The organism is Haloarchaeobius amylolyticus, from assembly GCF_026616195.1.
GTDB classification, from domain to species: Archaea; Halobacteriota; Halobacteria; order Halobacteriales; family Natrialbaceae; genus Haloarchaeobius; species Haloarchaeobius amylolyticus.
The window spans coordinates 960,496-975,019 of record NZ_JANHDH010000001.1 but is presented as its reverse complement, the minus strand read 5'-3'; the positions used below and the strand labels follow the sequence as shown (position 1 = coordinate 975,019).

Here is a 14,524-nt window from a genome sequence, read left to right as displayed (position 1 = left end):
CGGTTCGCTCCGGACCGGCTTGTACCGAGTCCCCGACTAGTTAGCCCCTGTGACAGCGACCACCACGTTCCGGGTCCGGGGACCGTCGCACTCGACCAGCAACACGGCCTGCCACGTCCCCAGCATCGGCTCCCCGTCGTCGACCGGGATGGACACGTCCGACCCCAGCAGCGTCGCCCGGAGGTGCGAGTCCGCGTTGTCGTCGATGCGGTCGTGTTGCCAGCCCTCGTCCGGGACGAGGTCGTCGACGAAGGTCGCGATGTCCTCCCGGAGCCGCGATTCCGGTTCCTGTACGACGACGCCCGCGGTCGTGTGCTGGACGTAGACCGTACAGACCCCGCTCGCCCCGTCCGGAATCGCGTCCCGGACCTGGTCGGTCACGTCCACCGTGGTCGTGTGCGCGTCCGTCTCGACGCTGAATCGCTCGCTGTGCATACCTGCCCTTGGCCCGCCCGGCGCAAGAGGGTTGGCCGGGTCAGCCTGCCAACCGGGCAGGCTCCCGCTCTCATATTCACGGGAACGCGAACCTTTTACGTCGGACACCACTCTCTCCCCGATAGCGCAGATGCGGTTGCGACTGACAGCCACGGTAGTCCTCGCGCTCGCCTGCTGTCTGGCGCCGCTAGCTGGCGTCACGACGGCCTCGACCGGCGGGACCGGTGCGATGGACGCACAGGCGTCGACGACCCCCTGGAGCGTCCCGGACCGCATCGTCGACCAGCCCGGCGACCCCGTCGTGGTGCCGGTCCGCCTCGGCGAGAACGAGACCACGGCGACGGTCACCATCGCCAACGACTCCATCGGCTACCGACTCACGGCCACGGTCACGGACCAGAACGGCGACGGCCGGGTCTTCCTCGTCTGGAACACCTACCACGCCGGCGTGGCCCCCGAGTCGTCGCTCGACCGGGTCGTCTCGGCGGGTCTGGACCGGGTGACGAACGCGACCCGGTCCTCGGCCCGGCGCGAGGCGCACCTGCCGGAGGGTCGCTACGACGTCACCGTCACCCACGACGACCAGCAGGTCGCGGCGGGGGCGGTCGTCCTCGACATCGACCCGCTCCGGTCGCAGTCGATGCGGGTCCTCGAGGGACCGCCGGAGGCGAACGCGACCACCGCGCTCGCCCAGTCGTCGCTCTCCAGCGCGGTCGAACTCGACGAGTGGCTGTTCATCGAGGTGAACGACTCCAGCATCCACGGCTACGTCACCGGCGTCGCCGGCCTCACCGGCCGGGGGACCGAGGGCGTCACCATGCACATCCAGCAGAAGAACGGCGGCCCGGCGGTCGACCTGTCCGAGGCCGAGTTCGTCCACCGGCCACAACGGGACGTGTTCGTGCTGGCGTTCCCGCCGAACACGAGTTCGTTCGAGGCGGACGCGACCTACCGCGCGACGTTCACGGTCGCCGAGTCCAACCCCTACGCCGTCACCCAGGAACGGGTCATCCAGGACTTCCGGGTACTCCCCGCCGGCGCCGAGCAGGACGGCTCGAACATCGAGGTCGTCGAGGTCGACGCACAGGAGTCGGTCATCGAGGGCAAGGACGCGATGTTCACCGTGACGCTGCTCAACTCCGGCGAGCGGACCGGGACGGCCACGCTCAACGTCTCCCTCGACCACGTGTCGACGACCCGGGAGATAACGCTCTCGCCGCAGACCCGGACCACCGTCACGGTGCCCGTGAACACCGAACCGCTCACCGAGGGGACCATCCCGTACCGGGTGTCCGTCGAGGGCGGCGAGCGAACCCTGACCGGGGACCTGAACGTCACGCTGACGGGCGACCCGCCGAACACGAACCCGACGCTGGCACCCCGGACCGAGGAGGGACAGCCCGGGTTCGGGCTGGTCGCCGGGGTGGTCGCGGTCCTCCTGCTGGTGGGAGCCGCCCGCCACCGCGTCTGAACTCACAGAAAACTTATCAGTCAGTTCGACACCTAGTCACAGAGAGAGTCATGCCCTCCACTCGCCAGACGGCCGGCGTCCTCGCGCTGGTCGTCGCCCTCGCTCTCGTCCCCGTATCGACCCCCGCGACGGCCGCGGGCGGAACAGGAACACCGAGCGCGACCTGTCCGGCCGGCACACCGTTCGACAGCGCCGACACCACCCCGCGCCAGAACGAGTCCGGGAACGTCTCGATCCTGGCATATGCGGTGGGCCCGGACGTCTCCCTCGACGAGGTCCCGGACGCGAGCACCGACGCGAACACGGTTCCCCTCGGCGGCCACCTCGTGGTCCGGGTGACCGCCCCGGACATCGCGACCCGGGCCGACAACGTGAGCTACTTCGGCGACCCCGAACCGACGCTCACGCTCCAGTGGCCGTGTTTCCTCTACGAGTCGACCGAGGGCGCACGACTCGTCCACGGCGACTCCGACGACGTGGTGTACCTCGTCTTCGGCGACGGCCGGGAGCTTCCCATCCCGGCCGGCGAACAGCGCGGGAAACAGGCCGAGTTGCGCGTCTCGGAGTCCTTCCCCGGCATCGGCGAGGACACCCACATCGAGGACGAGTTCGACGTCGAGTCCCCGACGCTCTTCACCGACTTCCGGAACGGTACCCACGTCCGGCCCGGCTCGGTCACCCTGACGGGCGAGTCGGACCTCGCCGCCGGCGAATCGGGCGCGGTGACGCTCTTGCGGAACGGGACCGTGATTCACCGGTCGACCTTCACAGCTGACGGGGCCGGTGGCTGGAGCACCACCGTCGACCTGTCCGACGTCCCCAACGGGACCCACCTGCGTTACGAACTGTCCAGTGACGGCGCCCTGCACGACGCCGGCACCCTCGTCGTGGACGAGTCGCCGGTCGAGCTGACGACCGTCCGCGTCCTCGAAGACATCAAGACGGACATGGACCTCTCGGTCGGCGTCGAGATACGCAACAGTGGCCTGACGACGGTCGACCGACCCGTCACCGTCAGCGTCGTCGACGCCGAGACCGGCGACGTCGTGAACTCCCGGGAGTACGGGACTCTGGTCGAGGGCAATCGAGATGTCGACCGCGAACTCGCCCTGTCCGCACCCGACCCGGGGAGCTACGAGGTCGTCGTCGAGTACGGGACCGAGACCGTCCGGCGGAACCTGACCGTCCACGGGACCGAGACGACGACACCGCCGGGGACCACGACCCAGCCGCCGACCTCGACCGTCCCGGCCAGCGACCTCACCTTCGCCGAGGACCCGGGGACCAGCGAGCTCCCCGGCTTCGGCGTGCTGGCCACCCTCACTGCCCTCGCACTGCTCGCACTTCGCCGGAACTAGTCACTCCTCGGCCGCACACCGGTTCGGCCCGAGTTCGAGTTCCACCGCCTCCTTCTCGTCGTCCAGCGACTCTCGCCCCGTGTTCACGGCGATGACGCGCTCGTAGTTCGGTGGCTTCTCCGGCAGGTCGGCGGTTATCTCGCGCACGAACTCGTCACGGTCGGCCTGCAACAGCCCCCCGGACTGCCGGCGTTCGCCCACCGTCGCCGCCACCGGTTCGCCCGGCGTGATGGACGTCGAGCCGTCGTCCGCGACCGGGAAGTGCCCCGGACAGACCGTCACGGAGTCCGGTTCGGCGAGGAGCGTCCCGTGGAGGGTCTCGTACAGTGACTCCGCGCCGCCGACCGCTTCCTCGCCCGAGAACTGGAGTTCGGTCCGCCCCACGGACTCCACGAACAGCGTGTCGCCGGTCAGGACCGCCGCGGCGTTCACGAGGTAGCTCACCGACTCGGAGGTATGCCCGTGCGTGTACAGCGCCTTCAGGGCGACCTCGCCCACGGTGACGACCTCGTTCCGCGACAGTGGCTCGTAGTCGTAGCCGACCTCGCGGTCTGCGGCGGCGCGCTCGCCGAGGTAGTACGGGACGCCGAGGTCGTCGGCGAGGGCGCGGCCGCCGGAGACGTGGTCGGCGTGGACGTGCGTGTCGAAGACGGCGACGACCTCGTACCCGAACCCCTCGGCGGCCTCGCGGAACTCGTCGGTCTGGCGGGTCGCGTCGACGATGGCGGCCTGCTTCGTCTCCCGGCACCCCACCACGTAGCCCAGACAGCCCTTGGCGCGGCGCTGGAGCTGGACGATATCGACCGACTCGTCGGGCGTCGGGACCCTCGCGAGGTCGTATACCCCGCTGTAGGCCGCCATGCCGCCCTCGACGACCGCCACGTCGTCGTACCCCAGGTCAGAGAGCGCCTCGGCGAAGGCGTAGGAGGACTTCCCGATGGCGCAGATGGTGACGATGGCGTCGTCCGACGCCGCGCCGGTCGCGGCCTGGAACTCCTCTTTCGTGACCGTCTCGCCCGGTTTGTACGGGAAGTTCACGGAGTCGGGCAGGCGCCAGCCCGCAAAGCTCTCTGCGCCCCGGGTGTCGACAACGACGACGTCCTCGTCCTGGCGGCGCTCGCGGAACCTCTCGACGGAGATGGATTCGGTCATACCTCTCGTAGGCGACCGAGCGCGAAAAATGGTGGACGCGGAATCAGGCCAGCCACTCTTCGGGCTTGGTGTCGTAGTCCACGTCGTCGGCGGAGAGGTGTTCGACCTCCTCCCACGCGAGGTCGGTCTCCTCGAACTTCTCGCCGTCGAACCGGATGAGCTTGCCCTGTTCGGTGGGCTTGGGCTCGCGGTTGCGCCGGCGGGCGACCTCGCGGTCGTGGTCGGAGATCTCCTTGACGATGGTCATGAGGTTCACCGGCCGACCCCACAGCTCGAAGACGCGTTCGAGCGTCTGTCTGGCCTGCTTGACGTCCAGCATGACGCCGTTGTACTGGTGGCCGAGCAGCAACTCGTTGCGGTTGTTGTAGTTGCCGTCGTACACCGCGATGGTCGGCTTGCCGAAGTTCGTGAAGTTCAACAGCAACTTCTTCTTCACGTCGCCGGCGTCCTGGCTGGCGACGCGGTACTGGCCGGTCGCGTGCGAGTACTCGTAGGTGAAGTACTCGTTCTCGTCGATGAACTCCTGGGTGAGGAACTCGTCGATGAACGTCACGTCGTTGTGGCTCCGGCGGACCTCCCGCATGCGGTCCCAGCCGCGGGAGAAGTCCACGTCCGCGAGGGCCTCCTCGACGCTGTCGTACACCTGGTCGTCGAACAGGTAGCGCCCGATGCGCTCCAGCTCGGACTGGGTGATGCGCTCGACGAACCCGCGGTTCTGGCGCTTGACCAGCGAGTAGTGCCGGTGGCACAGCCCCTCGTAGGTCAGCACCTTCCACGGGTACTTCTGGACGTCTATCTCGCCGGCCTTCGCCTGCTCGACGGCGTCCCAGTCCACGTAGGACGCGGGCAGCTCCTCGAGGGCGTCGAGGTTCTCCGGGTCGATGGCCGACAGCGCCTCGTGGGGCGTGAGCAGCTCGCGGACCTGCGCGAAGTCGACCACGTCGCCGAAGTTGCGCCAGGTGATGCCCTTCGTCCGGAGCAGGCGCTCGACGACCTCCTTGCGGTTCGTCGAGTTCTCGATGTACTCCCACAGCTCCTTGCCGAGCTTGTAGGGGTTCAGCCCCGGCGACCCGAGGACGGCGGCCTGGTGTTCGGCGTAGTTGATGAACTCGTCGTCGCCGGCGAAGCGCTCGTCGCCCATCATGAGCGACTCCCAGTACGCCGCCCAGCCCTCGTTCATGACCTTCGTCATCTTCTGGGGGGCGAAGTAGTACGCCTCGGCGCGCATCATGTCGAGCACGTCCCGTTGCCACTCCTCCATCTCGACGCCCTTCTCGGCGTCGTCGTCGTACTGCTTGCCGTACTTGCGGATGAACGCCAGCAGGTCCTTCTCGGGTTCCTCCGGGAAGGTCGCCGGGCCGTCCTCGGCCTCCTGTCGTTCGAGCCACTCCTCGTCGAAGACCTCGCGGCGGACCTCCTCGGAGAGGTCGAGTTCGTCGAGTTTGTCCTCGATGTCGGCGAGGTCGATGTCCTCGCGCTCGGCCTCCCGGCTCTCGGAGCTGACCGGTTTGTAGCGCCGGTGCTGGTCGATGTTGTCCTCGAGCGCGAGCGTGTGGTCGATCCACTTCTCGACCTCGGCGCGCTCGATGTCCGGGCGCTGCATGTACTCCGTGATGGCGCGGGCGTGGCGCTCCAGCATCGCGGCCGCGTTCGGCGTGCCGCCGGAGAACAGCTGGAACCACTCGTTCTTCGCGAAGAAGTCGGAGTGGGCCTCGACGTGGGTGATGACCGCCTTCTGGTCGGCCAGCGTGTTCGACTCCTGCAGGAACGCGTGGGCGGGGTTGTCGTTGTTGACGATCTCGAACGCCTTCCCGCCGCTGTACTGACCCTGCTTCTGCTGGCGGTCGTACTGCATGCCCCAGCGCCAGTGCGGGTAGCGGTGCTGGAAGCCGCCGTAGGCGATGAGCTCGTTCATCTCGTCGTAGTCGACGATCCAGTAGTTGACCTCGTACGGCGAGAGCCCGAGCTTCTGGGCGAGGTTGCGCGCCTCCTCGACGGGTTCGCGCAGGCCGCCCGCGATGCGTTGCTTGTTGAATCTGTCTGACTCGCTCATTGTGACCACCTGCGTTCACTCATCTGAATCACCCTCGGTGGAGAGGATGGTGTAGATCGCGTCGGTCACGTCCTCCGGGCTGGAGACGTACGCGACGGCGACGTTGTCGCTGCCGGCGAAGTGCGATTCGACCTCCTCGGCGTGGGTCGCGTTGATGGCCGTCCCGGTCGGCTGGGTCTCCACGTAGGCGTGGAGGTTCGCGTCGATCTGTTCCATCATCGGGATGACCCGCTCTTCGGTGTCGTTGCTGGAGTTCTCGGAGTCACCGGCCGCGAACACGTACCGGTTCCACTCGCTCCAGGGGTACTCCTCCAGCAGTGCGGCGGCGAGTTCGTACGCGCTGGATATCTTCGTCCCACCGCCCGAGCGGATGCCGAAGAACTCCTCGCGGTCGACCTCCCAGGCCTCCGCGTCGTGGGCGATGTAGATGAACTCCGCGTTGTCGTACTTCCCGGTGAGGTACCAGTCAAGCGGCGTGAACACGCGCTCGACCAGCTCGCGCTTCTTCTCGCGCATCGAGCCGGAGACGTCGCGGATGTTCACCACGACGACGTTCTTCTCGCGCTCCTCGATGATCTCGGGGTGGCGGTAGCGCTCGTCCTCGCGGCGGAACGGGACGTGCTTGATCCCCTCGCGGCGGATCTTCTGGTAGGTCGTCTCGCGCTCGACGTTCTCCTCGACCTCCTCGATGGAGCCCCAGGTGGTCTTCTCGTCGTCGGGGATGTTGCTGTAGGTGTCCTCCAGCCACGCCTTCGAGACGGGGATTGACTGGCTGCGGGCCCACTCGTAGGCCTTCTGCGGGCCCCAGCCCTCTATCTTCAGGACCTCCGTCAGGAAGTTCTCGTCGAAGTCCATCGCGAGCTTGCGCTTGAGGCCCTCCTTGAACATGCGCTCGAAGTCGAGGGTGGAGTCGGGCCCGGTCCGGGTGATGTCCGTGAACGGTCCCTCCTTCTCCTCGATGACGCGCTTGCCCTTCGGTTCGAGGTCGAGCCCGAGTTCCTCGTCGAGTTCCTGGGCGAACTCCTCGGGGTCCATCTCGTAGTACTCGTGCTCGCCGCCCTCCTCGCCGGGGTCGCCCTCCTCGCCCTCGCCGGGCTGTGGCTGGGGCTGGCCGACGGGGTCGCCGACCTCGGCGTCGCCCTGACCGACGCCACCCTGGTCGAGGCGGTCGTACTCGAAGCTCGGGAGGTCGACGATCTTGATGGGGATGCGGACCTCGTCCGGGCCACTGCGGCCGAGTTCACCGTACTGGATGAACTCCTTGAGGTCTTCGCGGCGCTCCTCACCGACTTCGCGGAACCGTTCGATGTCGTCTTTCAGTCCCATCTGTATGCCACCTGTCCCATGACGTGTCTGCTGGTCAGTTCGGCCGAGGCCTCCGAGTAGCCGAGCAGGTCGACCATCGCGTCGATGGTCTTGCGCTTGAGGCTGGCCGTCTCGGTGCCACTCGGCGGGTCGTCCCACTGGCGCGGGTCGAAGTCGTCGTAGACCCGGCGCACGTCGTCCCAGTCGTTCGACTCGAGGACGGTCTTGATGACCGGGATGGCCGTCAGGTCGACGTTCTCGATGGTGAAGTCCTCGTCGCGGTGCTCCCACGCGTGGCGGTTGAGCGCCGTGATGATCTTCTCGCGGCGGAACGACTGCACCTCGGGGCTGGGCTGGTCGCCGCTGTAGTCGGACTCCTCGAACCGCCCGAGGTGCTCGACCTCGAAGATCTTCATCTTCAGCGGGTCGGGCTCCTCGCGCTCGCCGCGCTCGTTGATGATGGGTTCGTCCGTCTCCCAGGCGTACACCTGCTCGACGTACTCGGCGACGGTCGCCTCGTCGACCTTGCGGTCGTGCATCATCGCGTCGATGACGTCCTGCTCTTGCTCGCCGAAGATGTGGTTCTTCACCTCGGCGACGCGGCCCTCGAACTCGGTGCGCTCGCCGGTGGAGAACACCGGGGCGTCGACGAGTCCGTCGGCCATCGCGTTCAGCACGTCACGTGGCATGATGATGCGTTCGACCGTGAGGTCGGGGTGATGCCGGTCGGTCTCCTCGTGGAGCAGGTCCGCGAGGATGTCCCGCGTGTAGGTGACCGGAATCCCGTGGGTGCCGTCGGCGGCCTCGCCGTCGAAGTCGAAGTCCTCCTTGTACTGTCTGGTGTCGCCCTCCTGGAGGTAGCCACGGTCGAAGATGAGGGCCTTGTCCACGAGGTCCAGGTCCGTCGGCAGGTTCTCGTCGTCGAGGCGGGTGACCACGCTGTAGAGCGCGGCGGCCTCGATGGCGTGTGGGGCGAACTCCCTGTCCACGAGCTCGCCCGAGGCCTGCTTGACGGAGACCAGCACCGGCTGGCGGATCTTCTCTGCCAGCTCGTCGTAGGACTCGGCCGTCCAGACCGTGTGCTCGCCGGTGAGTTCCCGGCGGATGAGTTCGGTCTCCAGCGAGAGGTTCGTCAGGTACGCGAACTCGTGCTTGTCGAGCCGGCGCTTGAGCGCCTTCAGCGGGTCCATGCCCTGCCGTTCCGCGTGCTGGTTGAGCTGTGCCTCCAGGTCCGGGTTCGAGATGATGAGCAACTGGGTGTCGATGTCCATCCCGATGCCCTTGTCGAGCTTGACCGTCCCCTCGTCGGGAACGTTCAGCAGTTTCTGGAGCAGGTCGGCGTGCTGGGCCGCGTCCTCGACGATGGTCAGCAGGCCGTTGCCCTGGCTGAGGACGCCGTCGTAGCTGAACGCCTGCGGGTTCTTGCGCCCGCGGGAGTCGAGCTTCTGGAGCATCCCGTGCATCCAGGAGCCGACGAGGCGCTCCTTGGGCGTGCCGTCGTCCTCCGAGTGGAGGACGCCGACGCCCTTGCCGACGTCGACGACGTAGTTCTTCACCCGGAGGTGGCGACTGTCGGCGATGGCCGAGAAGAGGTCCTTGCGACCCTTCCGGCGGTACATCTCCTCCAGGTAGTCGTAGGCTTCGCGGCTGAACGGGTCGAGACGCTGGGTCACGTTGATGGGCACGTCGGAGTCGAGCGACTCGTTGACCTGTGCGACGAGGTCCGCGCGGACCTCCGGCGGGAACACCGTCAGCGGGTTCGACTGGACGGGCGACTCGTACCAGTTCGTCTCGTCGTCGCCCCCGAGGTCGTCGCCGTAGCTCAGCCCACGGCCACCGCCACCGGCGGCGATGTTCCACTCGACCGTGTAGCGCCGGCCCTCCGGCGTCTTCGAGTACTCCCGGAGGCCGTTGATGAGACAGCGCTTCAGCTCGGACTTGCCCGTCGCGGTGGGCCCGTCGAACCAGAGGATCTTCTCGTGTTTGCCGCGGCCGGACGCGATGGACCGGAGGTCGTCCACGAAGGAGTTGAGCACCTCCGTGTTGCCGAGGACGGCGTGTTCACCGTCGTTGTGGGGGTCGTCGAAGAAGCGGTAGCGCTCCTTCTCCTCGCCCTCCTCGATGACGGTCCGGGTCCCTGCGGCCTCGATGGCCTGCAGGAGGTACTTCGAGGCGTGGCTCGCGATGCTCGGCTGCTCGAACACCCGGTCGACGTACTCGGCGAGCGACATCGGTCCCTCGTAGGTCTCCTCGAGGGCGCGGTCGCCGGCCGTGACGAAGTCGTCTCCCCTGCTCATCAGTCTTCCATCTCTGCTTTGGCGACCTCCGCGCCAGCGAACTCGAGCACCTCTTTCGCGCCGTCACGCGAGTAGCCCTGGTCGATGAGTGCGTCGACCCAGGAGTTCCGTTCGTCGTCGTCCGTCTCGTTGGCCGAGACGAGCGCGCTGAAGTTGATGTTGTGCTTCTTGTCCTCCCAGAGCTTGCGCTCGAGTGCGCGGCGGAGGCGTTCGTTGTCCTGCGGGTTGAACGTCGTGCCCTCGCGGGCGCGCCGGCTGACCCAGTTCGAGACCTCCTGGCGGAAGTCGTCCTTGCGGTCCTCGGGGATGTCGAGGTTCTCCTCGATGGAGCGCATGAACTTCTCGTCGGGTTCCTGGTCGCGGCCGGTGATGTCGTCCTCGATGGTGTCGTCGTCGATGTAGGCCATGACGTGGTCCATGTACTTCTCGCCCTGGCGCTGGATCTCGTCGATGTCGTACGCCAGCGCGTGGCGGACGTCCTCGATGGCGCGGGCCTTGTACTCCTCGCGGACCATCTCGAGGTATCTGTAGTACGTCTCGAAGTTCTCCTCCGGGATGGAGCCGTGGTGCTCCAGGTTCTCCTCGAAGAAGTTGAAGATGGTCAGCGGCGAGAGGAACTGGCGGCCGCGGTGCTTCGAGTCCATGATGGCCTCGGCGATCTCGTCGCCGATGAAGCGGGGCGAGACGCCCTCCATGCCCTCGCCGATCTCGGCCTTGGACTCGGCCTCCTCGCGCAGTTTCTTCACGTCGATGTCGTCGCCGTCGTCGATCTCGCCGTTGTAGGCCTTCGCCTTCTGGATCATCTCGACGGTCTCGGTGTCGGGCTCCTCGATGCGGGTGAGGACGGCGAACAGGCCGGCCATCTCCAGCGCGTGGGGCTCGACGTGGATGTCGGGCACGTCCGCGTTGTTCAGCATCTTGCGGTAGATGTCCGACTCCTCCTCGTAGCCGAGGACGTACGGGAAGTCGATGCGCTTGGTGCGGTCGTTGAACGCCTCCATCTTCTCGTCGCCCTTCTTGTCCTTGTACTCGGGCATGTTGGTGCGCCCGACGATGACCTGGTCGATGTCGATCCGCGGGTTGTTCTTCGGCTTGATGGTCATCTCCTGCGTCGCGTGCAGGAAGTCGTACAGGAACTCGCGCTGGAGCTTCAACAGCTCCTCGCCGCTGAAGATGCCGCGGTTGGCGTTACAGAACGCGCCGGAGTAGTCGAACGCCCGCGGGTCGGACTCGCCGTAGATGGCGATCTTCGAGTAGTTGACGTCGCCCGTGAGTTCGGTCTCGTCCTGGTTCTTCTTGTCCTTGGGCTCGAAGGTCTCCAGACACTGGCGCTTGTTCTCGTCGGCGATGAGCCGGACGATCTCGATGTGGTTCTCGAGCACCGACTGGAGGTCGTCCTCGTAGTACTCGAGGAGTCTGTCCATGTAGAACTCGGACTCGGGGTCGAGCGCCTGCTCGTTGCGGATGGTGTAGGGCGCGTCGTGGAGCTCGTTCAGTTCGTCGAGGACGCGCTGGCGCTGGCGCTGCGGGATGAGGACCAGCGGGTCCTGGTTCATCGGGGACCGGACCACGTCGTCGGCGGGGTCCTGGTCGTCGACGATGTCACAGAGGTTCGTCCACCGGAAGGTGTACATCCGGCCCTCGTCGCGGAGGGTGTAGTCCTCGAAGTACTTCCGGCACATCCGGTCGAAGTGGGACTTCCCGGAGCCGACCGGCCCGAGCAGCAGTTTGATACGCCGCTCGGGGCCGAGGCCGCGGGCACCCGACTTGATCTTGTTGACGAACTCGTGGATGCTCTGGTGGATGACCTTCCCGTAGAAGGTGTTCTCCCCGTCGTGGAGGGGGTCCTCCGTGGCGAGTTTGTACTTGACGATACCCTCGTGCTCGTCGTACTCGGTGCCGTAGAAGTCGAACATGTCGGCGACGCGCTGGTGCGCGTTCCGCGCGATGAGCGGGTCCTCGTACACCTCGTTGAGGTACCAGTCGAAGGACTTCGTCTCGCGCAGGTCCGACGGCATCGACTCCTTGTATTCGTTGCTCAGTTCCGCGAGTGATTCTCTGGTTTCGGTCATGCTATCATGGACAGGTTCGACGGCCGCCGCGTGCCGGGCACGCCTCCCGGTCGCGCGCGATGCGCGTGAGACGGCGGTCGTCTGTCTCGGAAGCCCTCCGACGTGTCGGTCGTTCGGGTCGGCACGGCACCCCCGCGTCGCCACTCGAACGACGCCACCGTCAGGTGCGTCTGCCGCCTCGCGGCGACGAAACTTCGTGCCATATGTGAACTTTCACCACCCTGCGACGTGTGGCCGGGCCTCCCACGCGAGTGGATTGTCGAGGGGGCTCGGAAAGTGCAGGGCGGTCACGTCGGTAGGCGCTACCGAGGAGTGTATACAACTCGGATTCCGAGCCGCATAAGTTTGACCCCAACAAATATTTACCAGTACGAAAACTCCCTTTAAGAGAATCGGTTCCTGTCCGTAAGAACGTTATACGTTGTTCTCCCGACACGGGGTCGAGGCCCCGTCCTTTATATACTCTCGGGGTGGGGGCCGACGCAGCCTCCCGATTCCTCGTTTCTCCAGGGCTCCGAGGGGTCGCCGACGACTCCCCGGTTGCGAGGGGTGTCGACCGCGGTGGCGGCCCGGGCCGACCCGTCGCGAATGAGCCACTTTTTACGCGTCTGCACCTAGGGTCCGGCAATGAGCACCCTCGAGGACCTGCCGGCGGGCTGGACGGTGTGGAACGAGGAACCGGACGGGCGCTGCATCCTCGCGTACCGCCCGGACGTGTTCGACTCCGAGCAGTTCCCGGCACCGTGCCTCCCGACGCTGTACGTGACCCGCGGTCGCCGGAACCACCGACGCCCCGGCGTCTCCCGGGAGGACGCGACGACCGGCGCCTGGTACGCCACGCTGTACTTCGAGCCCGACGTGCAGTTGCAGGAGACGAACCGGTTCGACACCCGCGAGGCAGCCATCACGGGCGCGGTGGAGCTGGCGGGGCGCTTCGCCGACGGCGAGATCGACCCGCGCGACGTCTACCAGGTGCCCCGCGAGGAGTACTTCGAGAAGCTCGACGAGCTGACCGGCCGGGCCCCGGAGTGACGATGGCCGAAGACCCGCCCGAGTGATGCGATATCGGAGCGGTCCCGCCATTTTAGTTCTTCGAGGACCGAACTGATATTATGAGTCAGGAACCGCTGACCGAATGTCCGTTCTGCGAGTTCGAACCGGACGTGCCACACGCCGACCCGAAGACGGCGCCCGAGAAGTCCCAGCACCGGGTCCACCGGCACGTCGAGCAGGAACACCCGGACCGGACCGACGAACTCTCGACCTACACGAGCCACCTGTAGGCCGGCCCGTGACCATCGACACGTCTTCGACTGCCCGGCATGGCGCGCCGGAGAGCGACCCGAGAGGAACCTCGTCGAGAACTTTTTTCCGCGGATGGCTACCAGTCCCGGACGTGTAACCGATGACCTCCGACGAGCCAGACACACCCCCCGAGCCACAGCAGCACTCCTCACACGGCGCGCCAGCGGTCGGGTCGGCCATCGAGGACCGGTTCGAGACCCACGAGGTGTTCCAGCGCATCATCGTCGCCGCGGACGAGGAGGCGACGACGAGCACCCGCGAACTGTTCTTCAGCGGCCTCGCGGCCGGCTTCGCCATCACGGTCACGTACCTGCTGTACGCCTCGCTCACCGCGGCGACCGGCAAGGACCCCATCCTGAGCGCCTTGCTGTACCCGCTGGGGTTCATCTACATCGTGCTCGGCGGGTACCAGCTCTACACCGAGAACACGCTGCCGCCGGTGGTGCTCGTGCTCGAACGGCTGGCGAGCGTCCCGCGACTGCTGCGCATCTGGGGCGTCGTGTTGCTCGGCAACTTCGCCGGTGGGACCGTCGGCGGCGTCGTGCTCGCGCTGACCGGCGTGCTCTCGCCGGAGGCCGCAGCCGCAGCCACCGACATCGCGTTGAAGGGCGTCGAGACGCCGTTCTGGTCGCTGTTCTTCAAGGCGTGCTTCGCCGGCCTCATCGTCGCCGGCGTGGTCTGGCTCGATTACTCCGTCAGGGACTCCATCTCCCGCCTGATACTCGTCTACATCGCGTTCCTCGCCATCCCCTTCGGCAACCTCTTCCACGTCGTCGTCTCCTTCACCGAGGTCGTCTACCTCGTGGCCGCCGGGCAGGCCTCGCTCGTCGGGCCCCTGACCGGGTTCGTCTTCCCGGTGTTGCTCGGGAACACCGCCGGGGGCGTCCTGCTGGTGACGGTCGTGAACTACTTCCAGACGACCGCCGAACGCCGGGAACTCGCACGCGACAGCGCTCCCGACGAACGACTGTCCACCCGCGCCTGGCTGTTCGGCCGCGACGCCGGGCAGTCGTACATCTCCTCGGAGGACGGTGGCGATGACTGAGCAGCAGCGGCCGAGCGTGGACGTACCCGCC

At 66.8% G+C, this 14,524-nt stretch carries 10 protein-coding genes and 1 pseudogene; 5 read left to right on the top strand and 6 right to left on the bottom strand.

Annotation, left to right across the window (positions count from 1 at the left end; translation table 11 throughout):
• Window positions 1-36: 36 nt before the first annotated feature.
• Complete coding sequence (locus NOV86_RS04975; protein WP_267640151.1) at window positions 37-435, bottom strand: secondary thiamine-phosphate synthase enzyme YjbQ; 399 nt, start codon at window positions 433-435, stop codon at window positions 37-39.
• Window positions 436-565: 130 nt separating this feature from the next.
• On the opposite strand from NOV86_RS04975, the gene NOV86_RS04970 reads away from it, so the two are divergent.
• Both NOV86_RS04970 and NOV86_RS04965 read left to right on the top strand, forming a co-directional pair.
• Window positions 566-1,906, top strand: coding sequence for a DUF7827 domain-containing protein (locus NOV86_RS04970; RefSeq protein WP_267640150.1), 1,341 nt, complete (start codon window positions 566-568; stop codon window positions 1,904-1,906).
• A 50-nt stretch (window positions 1,907-1,956) separates the two neighbouring features.
• The gene (locus tag NOV86_RS04965; RefSeq protein ID WP_267640149.1) at window positions 1,957-3,264 is read left to right on the top strand and encodes a hypothetical protein; all 1,308 of its coding nucleotides are present in this window, start codon (window positions 1,957-1,959) and stop codon (window positions 3,262-3,264) included.
• Here NOV86_RS04965 and NOV86_RS04960 read toward each other — a convergent pair whose 3' ends face one another.
• Genes NOV86_RS04960 through NOV86_RS04940 form a run of 5 tightly spaced genes read right to left on the bottom strand, consistent with a single transcriptional unit; the run spans window position 3,265 to window position 12,143 of the window.
• On the bottom strand, window positions 3,265-4,416 hold the full coding sequence (locus NOV86_RS04960) for an MBL fold metallo-hydrolase (protein ID WP_267640148.1): 1,152 nt from the start codon (window positions 4,414-4,416) through the stop codon (window positions 3,265-3,267). It lies immediately after the preceding gene.
• 43 nt (window positions 4,417-4,459) lie between these two features.
• Window positions 4,460-6,469: a SpoVR family protein gene (locus NOV86_RS04955; RefSeq protein WP_267640147.1), complete on the bottom strand. Its 2,010-nt coding sequence runs from the start codon at window positions 6,467-6,469 to the stop codon at window positions 4,460-4,462.
• 15 nt (window positions 6,470-6,484) lie between these two features.
• A complete protein-coding gene (locus NOV86_RS04950) occupies window positions 6,485-7,795 on the bottom strand; it encodes a YeaH/YhbH family protein (RefSeq protein ID WP_267640146.1) in 1,311 nt (436 codons plus the stop codon).
• The gene (locus tag NOV86_RS04945) at window positions 7,786-10,071 is read right to left on the bottom strand and encodes a PrkA family serine protein kinase (RefSeq protein ID WP_267640145.1); all 2,286 of its coding nucleotides are present in this window, start codon (window positions 10,069-10,071) and stop codon (window positions 7,786-7,788) included. The genes NOV86_RS04950 and NOV86_RS04945 overlap by 10 nt, the downstream gene beginning before the upstream one ends.
• The gene (locus NOV86_RS04940) at window positions 10,071-12,143 is read right to left on the bottom strand and encodes a PrkA family serine protein kinase (RefSeq protein ID WP_267640144.1); all 2,073 of its coding nucleotides are present in this window, start codon (window positions 12,141-12,143) and stop codon (window positions 10,071-10,073) included. The genes NOV86_RS04945 and NOV86_RS04940 overlap by 1 nt, the downstream gene beginning before the upstream one ends.
• Before the next feature lie 627 nt (window positions 12,144-12,770).
• Between NOV86_RS04940 and NOV86_RS04935 the strand changes: the two genes are divergently transcribed.
• The 3 genes and pseudogenes from NOV86_RS04935 to NOV86_RS04925 form a co-directional block, all read left to right on the top strand.
• Window positions 12,771-13,175 carry a DUF5820 family protein gene (locus NOV86_RS04935; RefSeq protein WP_267640143.1) on the top strand — a complete coding sequence of 135 codons (405 nt, stop codon included), beginning with the start codon at window positions 12,771-12,773 and terminating at the stop codon, window positions 13,173-13,175.
• A gap of 80 nt (window positions 13,176-13,255) precedes the next feature.
• Window positions 13,256-13,426 carry a hypothetical protein gene (locus NOV86_RS04930; protein ID WP_267640142.1) on the top strand — a complete coding sequence of 57 codons (171 nt, stop codon included), beginning with the start codon at window positions 13,256-13,258 and terminating at the stop codon, window positions 13,424-13,426.
• Between the two features lie 122 nt (window positions 13,427-13,548).
• Window positions 13,549-14,490: pseudogene (locus NOV86_RS04925) on the top strand (formate/nitrite transporter family protein); the annotation flags it as partial.
• Between the last annotated feature and the right edge of the window lie 34 nt (window positions 14,491-14,524).

What these genes read in the sequence shown, in the direction of transcription:
- NOV86_RS04930 (WP_267640142.1), top strand. Translation starts at nt 13,256, where the DNA reads ATGAGTCAGGAACCGCTGACCGAATGTCCGTTCTGCGAGTTCGAACCG.
- NOV86_RS04960 (WP_267640148.1), bottom strand. Translation starts at nt 4,416, where the DNA reads ATGACCGAATCCATCTCCGTCGAGAGGTTCCGCGAGCGCCGCCAGGAC.
- NOV86_RS04970 (WP_267640150.1), top strand. Translation starts at nt 566, where the DNA reads ATGCGGTTGCGACTGACAGCCACGGTAGTCCTCGCGCTCGCCTGCTGT.
- NOV86_RS04975 (WP_267640151.1), bottom strand. Translation starts at nt 435, where the DNA reads ATGCACAGCGAGCGATTCAGCGTCGAGACGGACGCGCACACGACCACG.
- NOV86_RS04945 (WP_267640145.1), bottom strand. Translation starts at nt 10,071, where the DNA reads ATGAGCAGGGGAGACGACTTCGTCACGGCCGGCGACCGCGCCCTCGAG.
- NOV86_RS04940 (WP_267640144.1), bottom strand. Translation starts at nt 12,143, where the DNA reads ATGACCGAAACCAGAGAATCACTCGCGGAACTGAGCAACGAATACAAG.
- NOV86_RS04955 (WP_267640147.1), bottom strand. Translation starts at nt 6,469, where the DNA reads ATGAGCGAGTCAGACAGATTCAACAAGCAACGCATCGCGGGCGGCCTG.
- NOV86_RS04935 (WP_267640143.1), top strand. Translation starts at nt 12,771, where the DNA reads ATGAGCACCCTCGAGGACCTGCCGGCGGGCTGGACGGTGTGGAACGAG.
- NOV86_RS04965 (WP_267640149.1), top strand. Translation starts at nt 1,957, where the DNA reads ATGCCCTCCACTCGCCAGACGGCCGGCGTCCTCGCGCTGGTCGTCGCC.
- NOV86_RS04950 (WP_267640146.1), bottom strand. Translation starts at nt 7,795, where the DNA reads ATGGGACTGAAAGACGACATCGAACGGTTCCGCGAAGTCGGTGAGGAG.